This is a genomic window from Pseudomonas sp. ICMP 3272 (genome assembly GCF_001466905.1).
Classification (GTDB): domain Bacteria; phylum Pseudomonadota; class Gammaproteobacteria; order Pseudomonadales; family Pseudomonadaceae; genus Aquipseudomonas; species Aquipseudomonas amygdali.
This window is the reverse complement of record NZ_LKEK01000069.1, coordinates 1-17,261: the sequence shown is the minus strand read 5'-3', so window position 1 is coordinate 17,261 and position 17,261 is coordinate 1. Positions and strand designations below refer to the sequence as shown.

The 17,261-nt window shown below is 58.8% G+C and carries 17 protein-coding genes and 1 pseudogene; 9 read left to right on the top strand and 9 right to left on the bottom strand.

Annotation, left to right across the window (positions count from 1 at the left end; translation table 11 throughout):
• Positions 1-93: 93 nt before the first annotated feature.
• Positions 94-963, top strand: a complete 870-nt coding sequence (locus AO068_RS19685; protein ID WP_058409226.1) for a TauD/TfdA dioxygenase family protein — start codon at positions 94-96, stop codon at positions 961-963.
• A gap of 41 nt (positions 964-1,004) precedes the next feature.
• On the opposite strand, the gene AO068_RS19680 is transcribed toward AO068_RS19685, so the two are convergent.
• Positions 1,005-1,520, bottom strand: a complete 516-nt coding sequence (locus tag AO068_RS19680; protein ID WP_058409225.1) for a GNAT family N-acetyltransferase — start codon at positions 1,518-1,520, stop codon at positions 1,005-1,007.
• A gap of 153 nt (positions 1,521-1,673) precedes the next feature.
• On the opposite strand from AO068_RS19680, the gene AO068_RS19675 reads away from it, so the two are divergent.
• From AO068_RS19675 to AO068_RS29785, 3 genes and pseudogenes are all read left to right on the top strand, one after another.
• A complete protein-coding gene (locus AO068_RS19675) occupies positions 1,674-2,801 on the top strand; it encodes a saccharopine dehydrogenase family protein (protein ID WP_058409224.1) in 1,128 nt (375 codons plus the stop codon).
• Positions 2,802-3,069: 268 nt separating this feature from the next.
• A pseudogene (locus AO068_RS29790) lies at positions 3,070-4,092 on the top strand (methyl-accepting chemotaxis protein); the annotation flags it as partial.
• A 33-nt stretch (positions 4,093-4,125) separates the two neighbouring features.
• Positions 4,126-4,998: a methyl-accepting chemotaxis protein gene (locus AO068_RS29785; protein WP_371911635.1), complete on the top strand. Its 873-nt coding sequence runs from the start codon at positions 4,126-4,128 to the stop codon at positions 4,996-4,998.
• Between the two features lie 30 nt (positions 4,999-5,028).
• On the opposite strand, the gene AO068_RS19665 is transcribed toward AO068_RS29785, so the two are convergent.
• Complete coding sequence (locus tag AO068_RS19665) at positions 5,029-5,961, bottom strand: DMT family transporter (protein ID WP_058409222.1); 933 nt, start codon at positions 5,959-5,961, stop codon at positions 5,029-5,031.
• Between the two features lie 74 nt (positions 5,962-6,035).
• Between AO068_RS19665 and AO068_RS19660 the strand changes: the two genes are divergently transcribed.
• Positions 6,036-6,890 (top strand): LysR family transcriptional regulator, encoded by an 855-nt coding sequence (locus AO068_RS19660; RefSeq protein WP_058409221.1) that lies wholly within the window; start codon positions 6,036-6,038, stop codon positions 6,888-6,890.
• 51 nt (positions 6,891-6,941) lie between these two features.
• Here AO068_RS19660 and AO068_RS19655 read toward each other — a convergent pair whose 3' ends face one another.
• Positions 6,942-7,958: a 1-aminocyclopropane-1-carboxylate deaminase gene (locus tag AO068_RS19655; protein ID WP_058401963.1), complete on the bottom strand. Its 1,017-nt coding sequence runs from the start codon at positions 7,956-7,958 to the stop codon at positions 6,942-6,944.
• A 186-nt stretch (positions 7,959-8,144) separates the two neighbouring features.
• Between AO068_RS19655 and AO068_RS19650 the strand changes: the two genes are divergently transcribed.
• Together AO068_RS19650 and AO068_RS19645 are read left to right on the top strand one after the other, a co-directional pair.
• Positions 8,145-8,651, top strand: coding sequence for an Lrp/AsnC family transcriptional regulator (locus tag AO068_RS19650; protein ID WP_002552794.1), 507 nt, complete (start codon positions 8,145-8,147; stop codon positions 8,649-8,651).
• A 149-nt stretch (positions 8,652-8,800) separates the two neighbouring features.
• Positions 8,801-9,709: a DUF808 domain-containing protein gene (locus AO068_RS19645; RefSeq protein ID WP_057402397.1), complete on the top strand. Its 909-nt coding sequence runs from the start codon at positions 8,801-8,803 to the stop codon at positions 9,707-9,709.
• Positions 9,710-9,887: 178 nt separating this feature from the next.
• Here the strand turns inward: AO068_RS19645 and AO068_RS19640 are convergent, their stop codons facing one another.
• The 6 genes from AO068_RS19640 to puuE all read right to left on the bottom strand — a co-directional run bounded on the left by AO068_RS19640 (position 9,888) and on the right by puuE (position 15,557).
• Positions 9,888-10,673: an outer membrane protein OmpK gene (locus tag AO068_RS19640; protein WP_002552796.1), complete on the bottom strand. Its 786-nt coding sequence runs from the start codon at positions 10,671-10,673 to the stop codon at positions 9,888-9,890.
• A 391-nt stretch (positions 10,674-11,064) separates the two neighbouring features.
• The gene (locus AO068_RS19635) at positions 11,065-12,339 is read right to left on the bottom strand and encodes a urate hydroxylase PuuD (protein WP_058409220.1); all 1,275 of its coding nucleotides are present in this window, start codon (positions 12,337-12,339) and stop codon (positions 11,065-11,067) included.
• Positions 12,340-12,343: 4 nt separating this feature from the next.
• Positions 12,344-12,856, bottom strand: a complete 513-nt coding sequence (locus AO068_RS19630; RefSeq protein ID WP_004643995.1) for an ureidoglycolate lyase — start codon at positions 12,854-12,856, stop codon at positions 12,344-12,346.
• Between the two features lie 222 nt (positions 12,857-13,078).
• Positions 13,079-14,074, bottom strand: a complete 996-nt coding sequence (gene alc / locus AO068_RS19625; protein ID WP_058401967.1) for an allantoicase — start codon at positions 14,072-14,074, stop codon at positions 13,079-13,081.
• Between the two features lie 41 nt (positions 14,075-14,115).
• The gene (uraD, locus tag AO068_RS19620; protein ID WP_058409219.1) at positions 14,116-14,631 is read right to left on the bottom strand and encodes a 2-oxo-4-hydroxy-4-carboxy-5-ureidoimidazoline decarboxylase; all 516 of its coding nucleotides are present in this window, start codon (positions 14,629-14,631) and stop codon (positions 14,116-14,118) included.
• On the bottom strand, positions 14,628-15,557 hold the full coding sequence (gene puuE, locus AO068_RS19615) for an allantoinase PuuE (protein ID WP_058401969.1): 930 nt from the start codon (positions 15,555-15,557) through the stop codon (positions 14,628-14,630). The genes uraD and puuE overlap by 4 nt, the downstream gene beginning before the upstream one ends.
• Positions 15,558-15,945: 388 nt before the next feature.
• Between puuE and uraH the strand changes: the two genes are divergently transcribed.
• Both uraH and AO068_RS19605 read left to right on the top strand, forming a co-directional pair.
• Positions 15,946-16,299 carry a hydroxyisourate hydrolase gene (uraH, locus tag AO068_RS19610; RefSeq protein ID WP_058401970.1) on the top strand — a complete coding sequence of 118 codons (354 nt, stop codon included), beginning with the start codon at positions 15,946-15,948 and terminating at the stop codon, positions 16,297-16,299.
• A gap of 111 nt (positions 16,300-16,410) precedes the next feature.
• Positions 16,411-17,163 (top strand): GntR family transcriptional regulator, encoded by a 753-nt coding sequence (locus tag AO068_RS19605; protein WP_058409218.1) that lies wholly within the window; start codon positions 16,411-16,413, stop codon positions 17,161-17,163.
• Positions 17,164-17,261: the final 98 nt, after the last annotated feature.

Below are 17,261 nucleotides of genomic sequence, written 5' to 3'. Positions count from 1 at the left end.
TTAGCGGCACGTTTTTCAGGCGGGGCTGACGTTCCCGTAGACGAACCACGGACATGGTGATCGGCCATGCCAACCATTCAAGGGTGAGGGATCATGGATCAAATGGCACTCAAGGCCATCGAAGGCATCGCGGGGGCGCCTCGCGCGCCGTATCACAGCATCACGGTCAACCGCCTGACACCCATAATCGGTGCAGAGGTCAGCGGGGTCGATCTGTCGCAGCCTCCGGGTGAGGAGCAACTGAAGGAAATTCGCCGCGCTTTTCTGGAAAACCACGTGCTGGTGTTTCGTGATCAGCACCTGACGGTCGAACAGCACAAAGCCTTTGGCCGGCTGTTTGGACCGTTACGTGCGTTGCCGGTAGAGAGCATTGATGGCGATGACCCGGAGCTGGTCGTGGTGCGCGCTAACGCCCAGTCACGCTTCGCTGCTGGCGAGCTGTGGCACACCGATGGCACCGCTGACCTGGAGCCGTCGATGGGCTCGATGCTGTATGTCAAAGAGACGCCCGCCATTGGAACCGGTGGCGACACGCTGTTTGCCAATATGCACCTGGCCATAGAAATGCTCTCGCCTGCGATGCAGGCGTTTCTTGGCGAACTGACGGCCATTCACGATGGCGAGATTCCGTGGAAGGGCTACCAGCCGCCTGCCAACCTTCCCAAAAGCGAGCACCCGGTGGTGGTTCGCCACTCTGAAACCGGACGCCGCAGCCTGTTTGTCAATTCCGGGTTCACCTCGCATATCGTGCAACTCTCGCCCGGCGAGAGCCGCGCGGTGCTGAACATGCTGTTCGATCTGATCGCCCGCGAACCTTCGCTTAGTTGTCGTGTGCGCTGGGAGCCGAACACGCTGGTGTTCTGGGATAACCGCTGCACCCAGCACCACGCGGTGTGGGATTACTTCCCGCACTCGCGCTATGGCGAGCGGGTGACGATTCTGGGAGGGCGGCCCAAAGCCTGAGCCGCTTGCCGCAGCCTGGCTAACGCTTGGCTGCGGGCTTGTCACCTCAGTCGCAGGTGATATTTCAGGTCATCGAACCACTGATCGCCGATCTGATAGGCATGCGGGACGCGGCGTTCGAAAGAGAAACCGCATTTCTCCAGCACCTTGCAGGAGGCAATGTTGCCATCGGTCACGGTCGATTCCAGTGAATCAAGGCCGATGGCGGCAGCGTAGTCGATGATTGCCCGGCGGGATTCGGTGCCGAAGCCTTTGCCTTGATGTTCCGGCAGCAACAGACAGCCCACTTCGGCATGCCCTGGCGACATGATGCGAAAGCCGTTGACCCCCAGCTCCACGCCGCTCTGCTTGTCGACGACCACCAGGCACAGCCAGTGATCGGACTCTGGCGTCCATACCGGAAGGCGATGATCAAAGCCTTTGCGAACTTGTGCTTCTTCGATTTCCCCGAAGACGTACTGCATGGTCTGAGGCTCGGAGTGCAGCCTCAGAAACAACGGCCAGTCACTGGCGAACAGGGTCCGCAGATAAAGCCGTTCGGTGTGTAGTTTCAGCATCCGTTGCTCCTTGCACGATGAAAAAGGCACAGGGTTTTGTACTCGGCATTCGGCCAATGATCAATAATGCACGCGCATTTCATCGCCATCGCTCGCGGCAATCGCTGAGCAGCAAGGCATGGTCATACCCTTCAGCATTTCAGGGACGAGTAAATGGCACTTCGCGTATTGGTCATTGGTGGCTACGGTAACTTCGGCAGCCTTATCTGCAATCATCTGGCGATGATGCCGGACATCGAACTGGTCATTTCCGGTCGCGACCCGCGTAAGCTGGCGGAAAAGGTTGCCGCATTGCAAACACTGGCTGGCAGATTCTGCGAGAGCTGGTGCGTGGACATCATGCAGGACGGCGCGGGCAGTGAGCTGGGTGAATTGGGCATTGATCTGCTTATCCACACGGCGGGGCCTTTTCAGGGGCAGTCGTATGCCGTGGCCCGGCATTGCATCAAGGCGGGTGTGAATTATTGCGACCTGGCGGATTGCCGGGCGTTTGTCGCCGGTATCGCCAGCCTTGATGCCCAGGCGCGTGAGGCAGGTGTCAGCGTGCTGAGCGGTTGCAGCTCGGTGCCGACGCTTTCGGCGGCCATCATCGATCAGCATCGCCAGCGTTTTCTGCGCATCGATTCGATAGAGCATGGCATCTCCTCGGCAGCGAAAATGCCCGGTCTGTCGACCGTGCGTGGCGTACTGGCCAATGCCGGGCGGCCGATCAGGCAACTGCGCAACGGCAAGGTTCACGAAGTCCATGGCTGGATGGACCTGACCCTGCGCCGGATGTCCGGCATGGGCACACGGCTGGTGGCCAATGTCGACGTCCCGGACCTGGATGTATTCGCGACACGTTATGCCGCGCAGCATCTGAGCTTCAAGGCCGGCTCCGCGCTCAAGGCCGGCGGCATCGCGACCTGGCTGCTGGCGCTGGCGATTCGCTGTGGGCTGCTGCGCGATCCTGCGTCATGGGCCGAGCGCCTGTACCGTTGGGGCGCGCGCTTTGAACAGTGGGGTGATCGAAAGAGCGCGATGTACATCGATGTCGATGGCGTCGACCTCACCGGCCAGCCGTTGCACATGCGTGCGCAATTGACTGCACTGAACGACAAGGGTCCGGAGATCCCCGGCAGTGCTGCCGTCGCCCTGAGCGCCAAAATGGCCGGCGGCTACCGTCCGCAGCCAGGCGCACGGGCGTGCGTTGGAGAGATCACCGTGGACGAGTATCTGGCGGCGATCAACGAGCCGGAAAACATCCGGCTGGATGTTCATTTCACCGACCGCAACGTCTGACGCTGTTGCCAATCTCCGATGGCTCCGTACAGGCGAAGATCAAGGCAGTTTCATTGCGTGATCTTCCGGTTTCGCGCGGTGCCAATCATCGGAAAAATTCTGCTCAGGCGATTTAAATAAATATTCATCATCGCGCGCCGGCCACGTAATTCTTGGGCTTCAGGGTGCCTTCGATTGGCGCGTGCGTGATTCCGATAACGTTAACTATCAAGTTAAATCTTTCAGCGCCGACTCACGGGTATTCCGAAAAATCAAAGGCACACACGCAATGAGCGCAAAATGGTTGGACAACTTGAAAGTCAGCAAGAAATTAGGGCTGGGCTTTGCCGCTATTTTGCTGGGCGTGCTGACCGTTACCGCCATCGGTTACTCCAGCACCAACCTGCTGATCGAGCGCATGGGCAAAAGCAGCAAGGTCGCCGAGATCAAGGCTGACGTTCTGAATGCCCGGATTGCTGCGCAAGCCTATGCGACCGGCCCTACCGCCGCAGGTGTGCAGAACTACGCCAGCGCGCTGGATACCTTGGACCGCAGTGTCGATCAGGGCCTGCAGGTGTTCGTGATATCGAGCAACCTGGCCAAGCTGCGCGAGATCAAGGAGCAGGTGGGCGGTCTGAAGCAGACGTTCAACCAATTGGTCGGCATCAATCAGAAAGTCGACGAGGCGTTGAAACCGATCATCAAGGTTTCCGATGATGTCAGCGCGACCTTTGAGAATCTGCTGAACAAGACCATTGACGACACCTTGCGTTCGCCGAATGAAACCGGCATCAGGCAGGTCAAGATCGCTGGCGACCTGCGTAACGGCATGACCAATTTCCGTCTGGTGTTTCGCCGCTACCTGAGTGTTCCGAATGCCGACAACCGTCAGGCCACCTATAAGGCCGCCGACGCCCTGATCGCGCAAGTGGACGCCGCTCGCAGCCAGTTGCCTATCGAGGCAAATACTGCAGTGGATGCCGCGCTGGTCGCGTTGAAACAGTACAAGGTGCTGATGACGTCGATTTCGGACATGCTGCAGCAGACCGAGCAAGTCCGTACCGATCTGCAACAGCAATCCATAGCGACCGCTGCCCGTGCAGATGATCTGGCGGCGTTGCAGGTCATCAGTGCCAAGAAGGAACAACAAACCGCTGTTGTGCAATTGCTGAGTGTTGCGCTGGTAGTGCTGCTGGTCGGCATCTTTGCTGCGTTCCTGATCACGCGTCAGATTACCGTGCCGTTGAACAGCACCGTAATTGCGGCGCGCCGGATTGCCGACGGCGATCTGACCCATGACAGCAGCACCACCCGCCAGGACGAACTGGGCCTGTTGCAGAACACCATGCAGCACATGACGGTTTCTCTACGCGGCCTGATCGGCGGCATCGGCAACGGTGTGACGCAGATCGCCACGGCAGCCGAACAGTTGTCTGCTGTCAGCGAACAGACCAGTGCCGGCGTCACGTTGCAAAAAAACGAAGTCGACCAGGTTGCCACCGCCATGAACGAAATGGCGTCGACCGTGCAGGAAGTAGCACGCAACACCGAAGACGCTTCGCTGGCGGCCAAACAGGCCAGCGAGCGTGCCGCTCACGGTAGCAGTGTGGTGCAGCACGCCACTCGCGAAATCGGCCAATTGGCCGGTGAAGTGAAACAGCTGGGCGAAGCCATGCAGCGCCTCACCGAAGACAGTGGCAAGATCGGTAGCGTGATTGACGTGATCAAGGCCGTTGCCGAACAAACCAACCTGCTGGCGCTCAACGCGGCCATCGAGGCTGCACGTGCGGGTGAGCAGGGCCGCGGTTTTGCGGTGGTGGCTGACGAAGTACGTTCGCTGGCTCAGCGTACCCAGAACTCCACCACGGAAATCGAAGCGCTGATTCAGGCGTTGCAAAAAGGTACAGGTGCCGCATCGGGTCTGATGGATGCCAGCCTGCAACGCACCGAAGGCACAGTGGTGCTGGCTCGACAGGCCGAACAGGCACTGGTTGAGATCAATCAGTCCATCGGTACGATCGAGCAGATGAGCCAGCAGATTTCTGCTGCGGCCGAGCAGCAGAGCGCCGTGACCGACGAAATCAACCGCAGCGTGCTCAGCGTGCGCGACATTGCTGATCAATCGGCTTCGGCAACCGAGCAAAGCGCCGCATCGACTGTAGAACTGGCCCGCCTGGGCAGCGATTTGCAGAGCATGGTGGCGCGTTTCAAGATTTAACTTCCCTGTACCAGGCGCCTTGTGACTCGGTCACGAGGCGACCTGCCGCGCTTCCGCCCGTACGACCATCCACACACCGACGCCCGACACCGCCATGCCTGACGCCATCTGCCAGGACAGCGGCTCGTTGAACATCACCCAGGCCCAGAGCATTGTCACCGGCGGGCTGAGGTACAGCACACTGGCAACGCGGGTGGCTGATGCGCGGCGCAGACACACCCAGTAAAGCCCGTAGCCGCCAAGCGTCGCCAGCCCCACCGTCCAGATCACGCTCAACGCAAACCCGGTACTGGGAATGGGGGCCAGGCTGCCCTGTGTTCCCTGGATGATGGCGAACGCGAAGCTCGATATAAAACATTGCAGCCACAGGTTGGGAAGCAAGCCCATGGGCTGCATGTGGGTCGATTGTTTTTGCCACAGTGTCGCGATGGCCAATGACAACATGCCCAGCAGTGGCAGGCCGTAGGCCCACAATGGCGCATCTCCCACCGCCAGCGCGCTGTACGTGACCAGCACCACGCCGACCAGACCGACCACCAGCCCCGCCCAGATTTGCCAGACAAGTCGCTGCCCGAGCACGGCGGCAGCCAGCAGCGCCATGCCCATCGGCAACAAGTCGGCAAACAGCGCCGCGAGTCCTGCGGGTACGCCCAGCGCGATGCCCTGCGTGACGCCTGCTACATAGCCCGCCATGGCCAGCAGACCGATGCCCGCATTTTTCAACAGCGTGGCAGGCGGTATCGATCTCAGTTGCCTGGCGACGAAAGGCAAGAGGATCAACGTGACCACCACACAACGCCAGAACACCACCAGCAGTGGCGGTGCGTAATCAAGCGAAAACCGTGCGCCGATGAAACCTGAGCTCCAGGTCAGGACAAGTGCTGCTTCCAGCAAGATAAGAGGAATGGCCTGATGCCAGGCAGGCCGCGTTACGCTCGGACAAATCGATAAGTGCTGGTTCATGGACACAGGTTACGAAGTCAGCGTAATCTAATAAATCAAAATTAACTGCATAAGTTATTCAGGTTTTATGAATCATGAGCGCAATTCTCGATATCGAACTGATACGTACTTTTCATGCAGTGGCGCGAATAGGGAAGTTTTCGGCGGCTGCCGAGCAACTTCACAAAAGCCCGGCGGCAGTCAGTGTGCATATCCAGCGACTTGAGACGGTGGCGGGCGGGCGCTTGCTCAATCGGGACAACCAGGCGGTGTCTCTGACTGCGCTGGGCAAGCGTTTGTTGCTGTCGACGACGGAGTTGTTGTCCACCCATGACCGGGTGCTGGCTGACCTGCAGGGGACTCATCTGGCAGGGCGCATCACGCTGGGTGTTCCGGATGAGTACGCCGTTCATGTCATCCGCGACATCCTGCCGGTGTTCGCTGCGGCCTGGCCCAATGTGGTGCTGGAATTGAAAACCGCACCCAGCTACACCCTGCGCGAGCAGGTTGCGCGCGGCAAGTTACAGACAGCAGTGATCGCGCAACCCAAAGGGCAGCCAAGTGCTGATACGCAGTTTCTGGTATCTACCAAGCCGGTCTGGGTCGGGCCGGCCAGCGTCGCACTGGGACCTGCGGACCCGTTGCCGCTGGCCATTCACGCAGCGCAATGTCCTTATCGTGAAGCCATGATGGCGTCGCTCAAAGACAACGGCCGCAAAATCCGTGTAGTTCTCGAAAGCCCGTCCAATCAGGCGATCAAAGCCTGTGTGGAAGCGGGCCTGGCGATCAGCCTTATTGATCGGAGCGGAGTCACGGAAGCCATGCAGATTCTCGATGACCTGCCTGAAATTCCCGAGCACGAAATCGTCTTCCTGCGCTCGCCGTCGTCACACAACGACGAGGCGGTGAGCCTGCTGGCGCAGGCGCTACAGAAGTATTTTCGGGTTTAGCCGGGAACACTGCAGCCGAAGTGTGTTATCGACTGCAGGAACGCTTTCGGCTCAACCATCCTTGAACAAAAAGCTGTAGGCATTCAGCGCCGGCACGCCACCGAGGTGGGCGTAGAGCACTTTTGAGCCCTCGGGGAATTCGCCATTGCGCACCATGTCGATCATGCCGTGCATGGATTTGCCTTCGTAGACCGGGTCGGTCAATACGCCTTCAAGACGCGCGCAAAGGCGAATGGCTTCAAGGGTTCCCTCGTTCGGCAGGCCGTATTCGGGGTAGGCGTAGCGGGTGTCGAGCACCACGTCTTCGGCGCTGATTTCGCGGCCCAGTTCCACCAGTTTTGCGGTGTTCTGAGCGATACGCAGAACCTGCGCGCGGGTCTTTTCCGGTTTGGCTGACGCGTCGATACCGATCACACGCTGTGCCCGGCCATCGGCAGCGAATCCCACCAGCATGCCTGCGTGAGTGCTGCCGGTCACCGAGCAGACCACGATGTAGTCGAATTTGAAGCCGAGTTCTTCTTCCTGCTGACGCACCTCATCGGCAAAACGCACGAATCCCAGGCCGCCATAAGGGTGTTCCGAGCAGCCCGCAGGAATCGGGAACGGCTTGCCACCGCTTTCCTCGACGTCGGACATGGCCTTTTCCCAGCTCGGCCGAATGCCGATATCGAAGCCTGCCGAGTCCAGGCGCACATCGGCCCCCATGATGCGTGACATCTCGATATTGCCGACCCGGTCGTACAGGGCGTCTGAATAGTTGACCCAGTTTTCCTGAACCAGTACGCATTTCATACCCAGATGCGCCGCGACGGCTGCCACCTGGCGGGTCTGGTTGGACTGGATGCCGCCGATCGACACCAGTGTGTCGTAGCCGCCGTCGATGGCTTCCGGCACCAGGTATTCCAGTTTGCGGGTCTTGTTACCGCCAAAGGCCAGACCGCTGTTGCAATCCTCGCGCTTGGCATACAACTCGACCTTGCCACCCAGATGCTCGCTCAAGCGTTTCAGAGGGGTGATGGGCGAGGGGCCGAAGGTCAGAGGGTAGCGCTTGAACTTGCTCAGGTTCATATCGGGGCTCCGTTGATAAGTTGATTCAGGCCTGCAAGGAATGAGTTCGACGTTTGAACGGTGTGCCTGAAGTGGTTCCTATCATAGGAAATAGCTGAATAATCGTGGTTGCAAAGAATTGTCTATTTGCAAAATCAGCGTTAGTGTCATAGCACTAACGCAAACTTTTATTTTGTGAAAGCCATCATGAAAGCAATAAATGAACGCACTAAAAAGTCCGCTGGCGATGTAGCGCCGCTGCTGGACAGGATTGACCGCGCCATTCTCAAGACCCTGCAACGTGATGCCTCGATTTCCAATGTGGCGCTCGCCGAGAAGGTCAAGCTGAGCCCGCCTGCGTGCTTGCGGCGCGTCGAGCGGTTGAAGGAGGCGGGCGTTATCAAGGGCGTGGTGGCGTTGCTCAATGGCGACGTTCTGGACGCGGGCATGGTGGTGCTGATCGGTGTGGTGCTCGACCGCTCGACCCCGGATTCATTTGCCCAATTTGAAGAAGCCGCGCAGAAGGTGTCCGGCTGCATGGAGTTTCATGTGGTCACCGGCGAGTTCGATTACTTCATGCTGCTGCGCACCAAAGACAGTCAGAGTTTCAACCGCCTGCATGCCGAACAGCTGCTGTACTTGCCCGGTGTCAGACAGATCCGCTCGTTCATGGGACTGCGTCAGGTGGTGTCGACCACGCAATTACCCATTTAACCGGTTGCTCGACGTGGCCTGCTTGTACTACGCAGCGTCAAACGTTCACGTCTGATGAAGGTCAGAGTTGTTGACTGCCACACGATTGACCCTGGCGCATGATTCAATCAGTGCTATTTCCTTTTTTTACTTGCTCAAGGATTTTTATTTTGGCTGCTGGAAGCTTGCTTACCCTGCTCGACGATATTGCGACCCTGCTGGATGACGTGGCACTGGCCACCAAGAAAACCGCGGGTGTGCTGGGGGATGATCTGGCGCTCAATGCCCAGCAGGTCACCGGAGTTTCAGCCGATCGCGAACTGCCCGTTGTCTGGGCCGTGGCCAAGGGCTCGTTGCTCAACAAGGCAATCCTGGTTCCGGCGGCACTGTTGATCAGCGCCTTCGCGCCCTGGGCGATTCTTCCCTTGTTGATGATCGGCGGCGCGTTCCTATGCTTTGAAGGTTTCGAGAAAATCGCCCATAAATGGCTGCATCCCGAAACCGGCGAAGAGCATGATCAGCGCAAGCAGGCGGCGACGGATGCTTCAGTGGACATGGTGGCGTTCGAAAAGGACCGTATCAAAGGCGCGATTCGCACCGACTTCATTCTTTCGGCAGAAATCATCGTGCTGGCGCTGGGCGTAGTGTCGGCCCGACCGTTCATGGATCAGGTCGGTGTACTGGTTATTGTCGCTGTGCTGATTACCGTGGGTGTCTATGGACTGGTGGCAGGTATCGTCAAACTTGACGACTTGGGCCTGTACCTGAAAAGGACTGCAAGCTCTGCGGCGCAGAAAATCGGTGGTGCTTTGCTATGGCTTGCGCCGGTATTGATGAAGGTACTGTCGATTGTCGGTACTGCGGCCATGTTCATGGTCGGCGGCGGGATTCTGGTTCACGGTCTGCCATTTGCTCACCATTGGGTCGAAGGCGTGACCGAAGCTGCAGCCGGTGCGGTGGGCGGGCTGTCGATGGTCGTCCCGACGCTGATCGATGCGGTCGCCGGGGTTATCGCTGGCGCGGTGCTGGTGTTGGTCGTGACGCTGATTGGCAAGGTCTGGAAAGCGGCTAGGGAGTGAGTGGAGGCGGGCGCCGCGCAGGAGTTGAATATCGTGCCAATGCTCCGCGTTGGCATGCATCCCGTGACGCTCCGCGTCACAGATCTGCGCAGCAACACCCTCTCAAGGTTGGGCGCAGAGGCTTCAGAAATGCGTTCCCGCGCTGAGCGCGGGAACGAGCTTCACAACCGGATCGTGCTTAGAAGAACACCTTCACCAGCAAACTCGCGGTGTTCTGGTCGGTGTCGAACGAGCGGCTGTCCTTGATGCCGTATTTGTTGGTCCAGTAATCGTATTCGATACCGACGTACAGCTGACGCTCAGGGTAATTCAGTGCCTTGCCCAGGTCATATTTGATCTGCGGGTTGAAGTGCAGGTTGGAGTGGTAAGTACCACGCGACGTCTTGTCGTTGTCCACTACCCAGTCCATGAAACCGTCGATCAGCACATCCGATTTGCCCATGGGGATGGTGTAGGACCACACCGGGGTAATCTGCCATACGCCATCGCCCGGACGGTTGCCTTCAGTCTGGCGCTGGTAGAAGTTCAGCTGGAAGTAGTCGAAACCCGGGATCTTCAAATCGAACGCCGGGCCGATCAGGTAAGACTCGTTATCGCCTTCACCAAATTCGTAAGTTGCCGCAATCAGCACATCGCTGATCGGGCCGAACTCGAACTTCTGGCCAAATATCTTGCCCAGCGACAAGCGTGGCGAGAACTCACCGTAATAGGTGTTATCGCCAGCCGTTGCGTCTCCCTTGCCGTTGTAGAAGATCTTGTCGACGAAGAAGAAGTTGTCGCCGTACTTCCAGCTGTCAGCATGTTCAAAGGTGAACGTCTGCTGGTTTGCCGGGTTGACGGCAAAGTCTCGTCCATTGAGATAGGTCAGGCTATTGCTCTGCCACTGGAAGATATCCCCGGCCATGGCTGGCGCAGCGGCCAGCAGACTGCTGGCCAGTAACACGCTGGAAAACGTACGGTTCATGCGGTGAGTCCCTTGAAATAGATCGTGATTTTTTCAGACTGGCGTTCTCTAAGTGACGCCTTGTCTGTGGTTGCAGTAATTTGTCTGTCTGGTCAGCTTTGTGTTGTTAGCAAGAGCTGCGCCAAACAGTGAAAAAAAGTTGAAGTAATCCCCAAACCGGCATCAACGTGTCGGTTTCAAGTCATTTTCCGGGTCGACAGAGTCCTGACCGTACAGTCAGCTAGTTGGCTGTACGGTCAACGTCAGCGTACAGGGAGCGGTTGTCCGGTTTTGCAGCGGCGGCGGAGAATACTGACTTGCGTCATCTGACTCAAGTGCTCCAGCGCAGGGCGTCTGGAGCGAAAGTGGGGCGAGTGCGCCCCTTTTCAGGGGCGCTTGGTTAGCGAGGGACTCAGTTAGTGTGTGCGCCTTGATCGACCCAGGCACCGACCAGTTCGCGTTCCTGCTGAGTCATCTGGGTGATGTTGCCCAGCGGCATGATCGGCGAGGTGACGGCCTGCGCCTTGATGCGCGGGGCCTGCTGCTGAATCTGCTCTGGCGTATCGAACATCACTCCCGCAGGCGCAACGCTGAACAACTGACTGGTAGGCGTGGCCGAATGGCACACCGTGCAACGATGCTGAATCACTTCATGCACTTTGGCGAAGTCCGCGCCGGTGCTGGCAGGCTTGGCCTCGACCGGCGCGGTGACCGGCTCCGTAGGTTTCTCGTCGGCCCGATGACCGCCGACTGCGGTGCCGGGCAGCGGTTGGTAAACGATTTTCGCGGGAGGTTGCGCAGGGCCGGTGACGTACGCCAGGCAGAGCATGCCCAGCGCAGCGACCGGCAGAGTCCAGGCGAATCGATGGCTGTCATGTCTTGTATTGAAATAGTGGCGCACCAGGACCGCCAGCAGTGCGATGCCCGCCAGGATCAGCCAGTTGTACTCACTGCCGTATGTGCTCGGAAAGTGGTTGCTGATCATGATGAACAGCACAGGCAGGGTGAAGTAGTTATTGTGCCGCGAGCGCAGCAGGCCCTTGGCGGGCAGGCTTGGGTCAGGCGTGCGGTTCTCGGCGATGGCGGCCACCAGGGCGCGCTGGGCCGGCATGATGATGCGGAACACGTTGCCGACCATGATGGTGCCCATGATCGCGCCCACGTGCAGGTAGGCACCACGACCACTGAACACTTTGCTGAACCCGTATGCCGCCGCGACCAGCAGCACGAACAGGACCACGCCCAACAGGGCAGGGCGCTTGCCCAGTGGCGAGTCGCACAGAAAGCTGTAGATGAACCAGCCGACGAACAACGAACCCAGGCCGATGTGCACGCCCTCTGCACCACTGAGGCTGCTGCCCGGCGCCAACAGGTACAACGTAGGGTTGGCGTAGAACACCACGCACAACAGGGCCACGCCCGACAGCCAGGTTGAATACGCTTCCCATTTGAACCAGTGCAGATTCTCCGGCATGGTCGGCGGCGCGAGCTTGTACTTCTCCAGGTGATAAATGCCACCGCCGTGGATCGCCCATAAATCGCCGGACAGCCCTTCACGCGGGTTGCTGCGGTTGAGGTTGTTCTCCAGCCAGACAAAGTAGAACGATGCGCCGATCCAGGCCACGCCCACAATCATGTGAATCCAGCGTACGCCCAGATTCAGCCATTCCATCATATGTGCCAGCACGGTTTTACCCTTCCAGTGGGTTGGGATCGAGAACCAGCAACTGGCTCTCGGCAAAGTAATGCTCGTCGCAGTTGTTGCCTTCGCCACTGCGATCAACCACCAGGAAGTCATCCCGCTTTTCGATCGTCAGCACCGGGTGGTGCCAGACGCCGCGATGGTAATTGACACCCTGCCTGCCGTTGGACACGAAGGCGCGGGTCAGCTCTGACTCAGGCGCATCGCCAACCGGCGCGACCACGATCAGAAAGGGGTTGCCGAGCAGCGGGATGAAGGCCTGGCTGCCCTGCGGGTGACGCTCCAGCATGCCAATGGTCAACGGCATCGGCAGCGCTTCGGCGCGGAATATGCTGATGATCGCCTTGTCATCCGGTTGCGCGGTCTGTACTTCAGCCAGACGATGAAAGCGCATGGTCGAGCCGTTATTGATCATGAAATGATCGCTGCCATCGGTTTCGATCACATCACCGAATGGCGCAAAAGCTTCCTTGGTCAGCGGCTCGATTATCAGTTTGCGCATGCGGATTCTTCTTCAATGGTTTGAGGGTGGGTCGTTTGCACATTCGTATTGATGACTATCGTGCCAATGCTCTGCGTTGGCATGCATTTCGTGACGCTCTGCGTCACAACTCTACGCCGCGCCACACATACTCAAGACTGGACGCAGAGCGTCTGGAACTGCATTCCCACGCAGAGCGTGGGAACGATAACCTGTTGCCTTCTGCTGACTTCCGACGCGTTGTTACCTGGCCACCTTGCCCAGTACTCGCAGGCGGCTCACGCCCCCGTCCGGGAATACGTTCAGGCGGATGTGGGTGATCGGCCCGATGGCGTTGATCTGCTCGGCGAACTCGTGTTCGGCGTGCATGGTCAGCTTCTGGCTTGGCAGCAGCTCGCGCCAGAACAAACTCTGGGTTTCGATCTGGCTGTCGGTGCCACCCTTGACGAAAGCACCCTGGATCGAGCAGCTGTCCGGGTAATTGCCCTTGAAGTGCAGGGTGTCGACGATGACTTTCTCGACTTCGCCCTTGTGTCCCAGCGCCACGATGACCCAGTCGTTGCCCGGTGTGCGACGGCGCGCGGTTTCCCAGCCGTCGCCCATGTTCACGCCACGGCCGGGGTTGAGGATATTGCTCATGCTGCCGTAATGCTCGTCCGAGCAGGCAATCGACCGGCCACCGTTGAGTGCCGCCACCAGATCGATCTGCTCGTCTTCGCTGACTTTCGACCAGTCGCGATGCGGCACGCCGTACACGCGCAGGCGCGCTACGCCGCCGTCCGGGTAGATATTGAAGCGCAGGTGGCTGAACGCCTGATCGTTGCTGATCTCGTGGTAATGATGGCTGTTGCCTTGCAGCTCCACAGACGGCAGCACTTCGGTCCAGGCGGTGTTTTCATCGGGTTCGCCCGAGGCCAGAAAGCACGCTTCCAGCGAAGCAGAAGGCGGAAAGTTGCCGGTGAAAAACGAGGTGTCGATGTCGACACCCTTGATGGTGCCTGCCACACCGAGGCGGATCACCGCGCTGTCATACCCTTCGAAACGCTTGCGGCGCGACTCCCAGCCGTCCATCCACTTGCCGTTGTCGTCGAACACGCCTTCCTTCCAGACCGCCGGGGTCGGCTGGAACAGCCGGTTGGCGTCTGCGAACCAGTCATCGGTGACCGAAAGAATCTTTGTGCCCAGGCGCGCGTCGGCCAGGTTCACGAACTTCTCGAACGGTGCGGCGTAAACTTTCATGCTTGTTGTCTGCCTTCTGAACAGGTTGATAACGGCGACGCTCAAAGCGCCTGTAGACGAAACAGTGCGATTTTGTTGATCTCTGCCAGGGCGCAAGCGAACTCGGCCTCGGGCGAGTGGTGGATGCGTTGCTCGAACGCCGCCAGGATTTTATGTCTGTCGCTGCCCTTGACCGCCATGATGAACGGAAAGCCGAAGCGGGCCTTGTAAGCCTCGTTCAGCTCGGTGAAACGCTGAAACTCTTCAGGCGTGCAGTGGTGGATACCGGCGCCTGCCTGCTCATCGGTACTGGCCTGAGTCAGCTCGCCCTGAACGGCAGCCTTGCCGGCCAAGTCCGGGTGGGCATTGATCAGCGCCAGTTGCTGCGTGTGTGTGGCACCGAGCAATATTTTGCTCATGCGGGCATGCAGGGCCTCGACCTGATCCAGTTCGGGGCCTGCGCCCTGATCGAAGGCCTGCTGCGCGACCCACGGTGAGTGTTCGTAGATGTCGGCAAAGGCTGCGATGAATGCGTCCCGGCCCAGGCTTGAAGGTGTCAGTGTTTTAAACGTGCTCATTGCTCGGCCTTGCCGGTAAACGGATGTTCAGTGTGCCAGTGGCGGGCGATATCGACACGCCGGGTAAACCACACCTGCTCATGGCCTTTGACGTACTCAATGAAACGCTTGAGCGCGGCCAGCCGGGCAGGGCGACCGATCAGGCGGCAATGCAGACCGATGGAAAGCATCTTCGGTGCGTCTTCGCCTTCGGCATACAGCACGTCGAACGCGTCCTTCAGGTACTGAAAGAATTGCTCGCCGTTGTTGAAGCCCTGCACCTGGGTGAAGCGCATGTCGTTGGTGTCCAGCGTGTAAGGGATGACCAGATGCGGCTTGCCGGTAGGGTTGTTCGGCTCCCAGTACGGCAGGTCATCGTCGTAGGTGTCGCAATCATAGAGAAAACCGCCTTCCTCCATCACCAGTCGCCGCGTATTGGGCCCGGTGCGCCCGGTGTACCAGCCCAGCGGCCGTTCGCCACTGATCTCGGTGAGGATCTGAATCGCCTGGCGCATGTGTTCACGCTCGTCGGCTTCATCCATGTTCTGATAGTCGATCCAGCGATAACCGTGACTGCAGATTTCGTGACCGTCGGCGACCATGGCGCGGATCACCTCGGGGTGACGCTGCGCGGCCATGGCCACGGCGAAGATGGTCAGGGGGATATCGAACTGCTTGAACAGCTTGAGAATGCGCCACACACCGGCGCGGCTGCCGTACTCGTACAGCGACTCCATGCTCATGTTGCGCTGGCCCTGGAGTGGCTGCGCGGCAACCATCTCGGACAGAAAGGCTTCTGATTCCTTGTCGCCATGCAGAATATTGCGCTCGCCACCTTCCTCGTAATTCAGCACGAATGACAAGGCAATGCGCGCGTTGCCCGGCCAGCGTGGATGAGGCGGGTTGTTACCGTAACCGATGAGGTCGCGTGGGTAGTCAGCGCTCACTGCAAGCTTCCTTCTGTGCGTTATGTGCGTTTGGCCAAGTGCGTTGCGAATGGCAGGCAACGCACTGCAATGCGCAGATTGTATACAATTTTATTTTCGGCTTGTAACCCTGTAGGTTTCGTCACCGAGTCGTGCTTGTTCAGATAACGCAAGCAAGAAACCTGCCTGAGTGGTCAGCTAATCGGAAAAAATCTGATATTTTTCCTTTGCTTCCTTTCTTTTCAGGTAATTCGACGCCTGGCGAGCAGCACAGGCGTCAGCTGCAATCCGCTGAAGATTTTATTGTGTACAGGTTTTCGCGAAAGTGTCTTAATCGGTTGCAATCGCACCATGCAGAGCACTTCATTGGTGCACTGTTTCACCGTCGCCGGATGTGAGGAGTGAAGTTTTGGGGAAATTGACCACACACGTGCTGGACGCTGCCCACGGTTGCCCAGGCAGTGCCATCCGCATTGAATTGTATCGGGTCGAAGGCCAGCAGCTGCTGCACGTTGTCAGCGCTGTCACCAACAGCGATGGACGTTGCGATGCGCCCCTGTTGCAGGGAGACACTTATCAGTCCGGGGTTTATCAACTGCATTTTCAGGCTGGCGATTATTACCGTGCACGAGGCGTTGCGTTGAACGCACCGGCCTTTCTCGATGAAGTGGTGCTGCGCTTTGGCATTGATGCAGGTCAGGAACACTTTCATGTGCCGCTGTTAATCTCGCCGTATAGCTACTCGACGTATCGGGGCAGCTGAGTACCTCTTGCCCGCCCCACACTGCGGGCCTTTTTTTGCGCGCGTTTCCGGTTTTGCCCTGTGTACAATGCGCCAGTCCCAAAGCCGTAATCCATCTGCGCACGAGTGCCCATGAACGACCAGTCCCTGCCTCTCAAGAAACAGCCGCGCGGCACGACCAGCGCCAGCCGCAGCGTTACTCAGGACGATATCGTTTACGAGCATATTTTCGATGCCATTCTGGAGCAGCGGCTGGCGCCGGGCACCAAATTGAGTGAAGAGGCGCTGGGCGAGATCTTTGGTGTCAGCCGCACCATCATTCGTCGCGCTCTATCGCGGTTGGGGCACGAAGGTGTGGTGCTGTTGCGGCCTAATCGTGGCGCTGTGGTCGCCAGCCCCAGCGTCGAAGAGGCGCGCCAGGTATTTTTTGCCCGGCGCATGGTCGAGAAGGCAATCACTGAACTGGCAGTCGCGCACGCCACTGCCGAGCAACTGGTCGAGCTGCGCCAGATGGTCAGCGACGAGCGCGACAGCTTTGCCCACGGTGATCGAGGTGCAGGCATCCGTCTCTCCGGTGAATTCCATCTGCAACTGGCCGTAGCCGCCAGAAACGCGCCGCTGATCAGCTTCCAGCGCAGTCTGGTATCGCAGACTTCATTGATCATTGCCCAGTACGAAACCGGCAACCGCACACATTGTTCCTACGACGAGCACACCCAGCTGATCGACGCCATCGAAGCGCGCGATGCGCCGCTCGCCGTCGAGTTGATGATGCATCACATGGACCACATCGACGGCAAGCTCAACCTGGACCAGGACAGTGCCTCGGACGATTTGCATGCAGTGTTCTCGCACGTCATGGGCAGAAAAAAACCGGGGCGTTGAGGCCTTCGGATAATCGTGCGACGCTCCGCGTCGTCATGCCGTTCTGGAAGCTCCGCGTCCTCTTGCGACGCAGAGCGTCGAGACCTGCATTCCCACGC

Bases quoted from the DNA above. Each gene is read 5' to 3' on its own strand.
- AO068_RS19655 (WP_058401963.1), bottom strand. From the start codon at position 7,958: ATGAACCTGAGCAAGTTCAAGCGCTACCCTCTGACCTTCGGCCCCTCG.
- uraD (WP_058409219.1), bottom strand. From the start codon at position 14,631: ATGAGCACGTTTAAAACACTGACACCTTCAAGCCTGGGCCGGGACGCA.
- AO068_RS29785 (WP_371911635.1), top strand. From the start codon at position 4,126: ATGCAGCACATGACGGTTTCTCTACGCGGCCTGATCGGCGGCATCGGC.
- AO068_RS19660 (WP_058409221.1), top strand. From the start codon at position 6,036: ATGAGCGCAATTCTCGATATCGAACTGATACGTACTTTTCATGCAGTG.
- AO068_RS19650 (WP_002552794.1), top strand. From the start codon at position 8,145: ATGAAAGCAATAAATGAACGCACTAAAAAGTCCGCTGGCGATGTAGCG.
- AO068_RS19630 (WP_004643995.1), bottom strand. From the start codon at position 12,856: ATGCGCAAACTGATAATCGAGCCGCTGACCAAGGAAGCTTTTGCGCCA.
- alc (WP_058401967.1), bottom strand. From the start codon at position 14,074: ATGAAAGTTTACGCCGCACCGTTCGAGAAGTTCGTGAACCTGGCCGAC.
- AO068_RS19640 (WP_002552796.1), bottom strand. From the start codon at position 10,673: ATGAACCGTACGTTTTCCAGCGTGTTACTGGCCAGCAGTCTGCTGGCC.
- AO068_RS19665 (WP_058409222.1), bottom strand. From the start codon at position 5,961: ATGAACCAGCACTTATCGATTTGTCCGAGCGTAACGCGGCCTGCCTGG.
- AO068_RS19675 (WP_058409224.1), top strand. From the start codon at position 1,674: ATGGCACTTCGCGTATTGGTCATTGGTGGCTACGGTAACTTCGGCAGC.
- AO068_RS19685 (WP_058409226.1), top strand. From the start codon at position 94: ATGGATCAAATGGCACTCAAGGCCATCGAAGGCATCGCGGGGGCGCCT.
- AO068_RS19605 (WP_058409218.1), top strand. From the start codon at position 16,411: ATGAACGACCAGTCCCTGCCTCTCAAGAAACAGCCGCGCGGCACGACC.
- AO068_RS19680 (WP_058409225.1), bottom strand. From the start codon at position 1,520: ATGCTGAAACTACACACCGAACGGCTTTATCTGCGGACCCTGTTCGCC.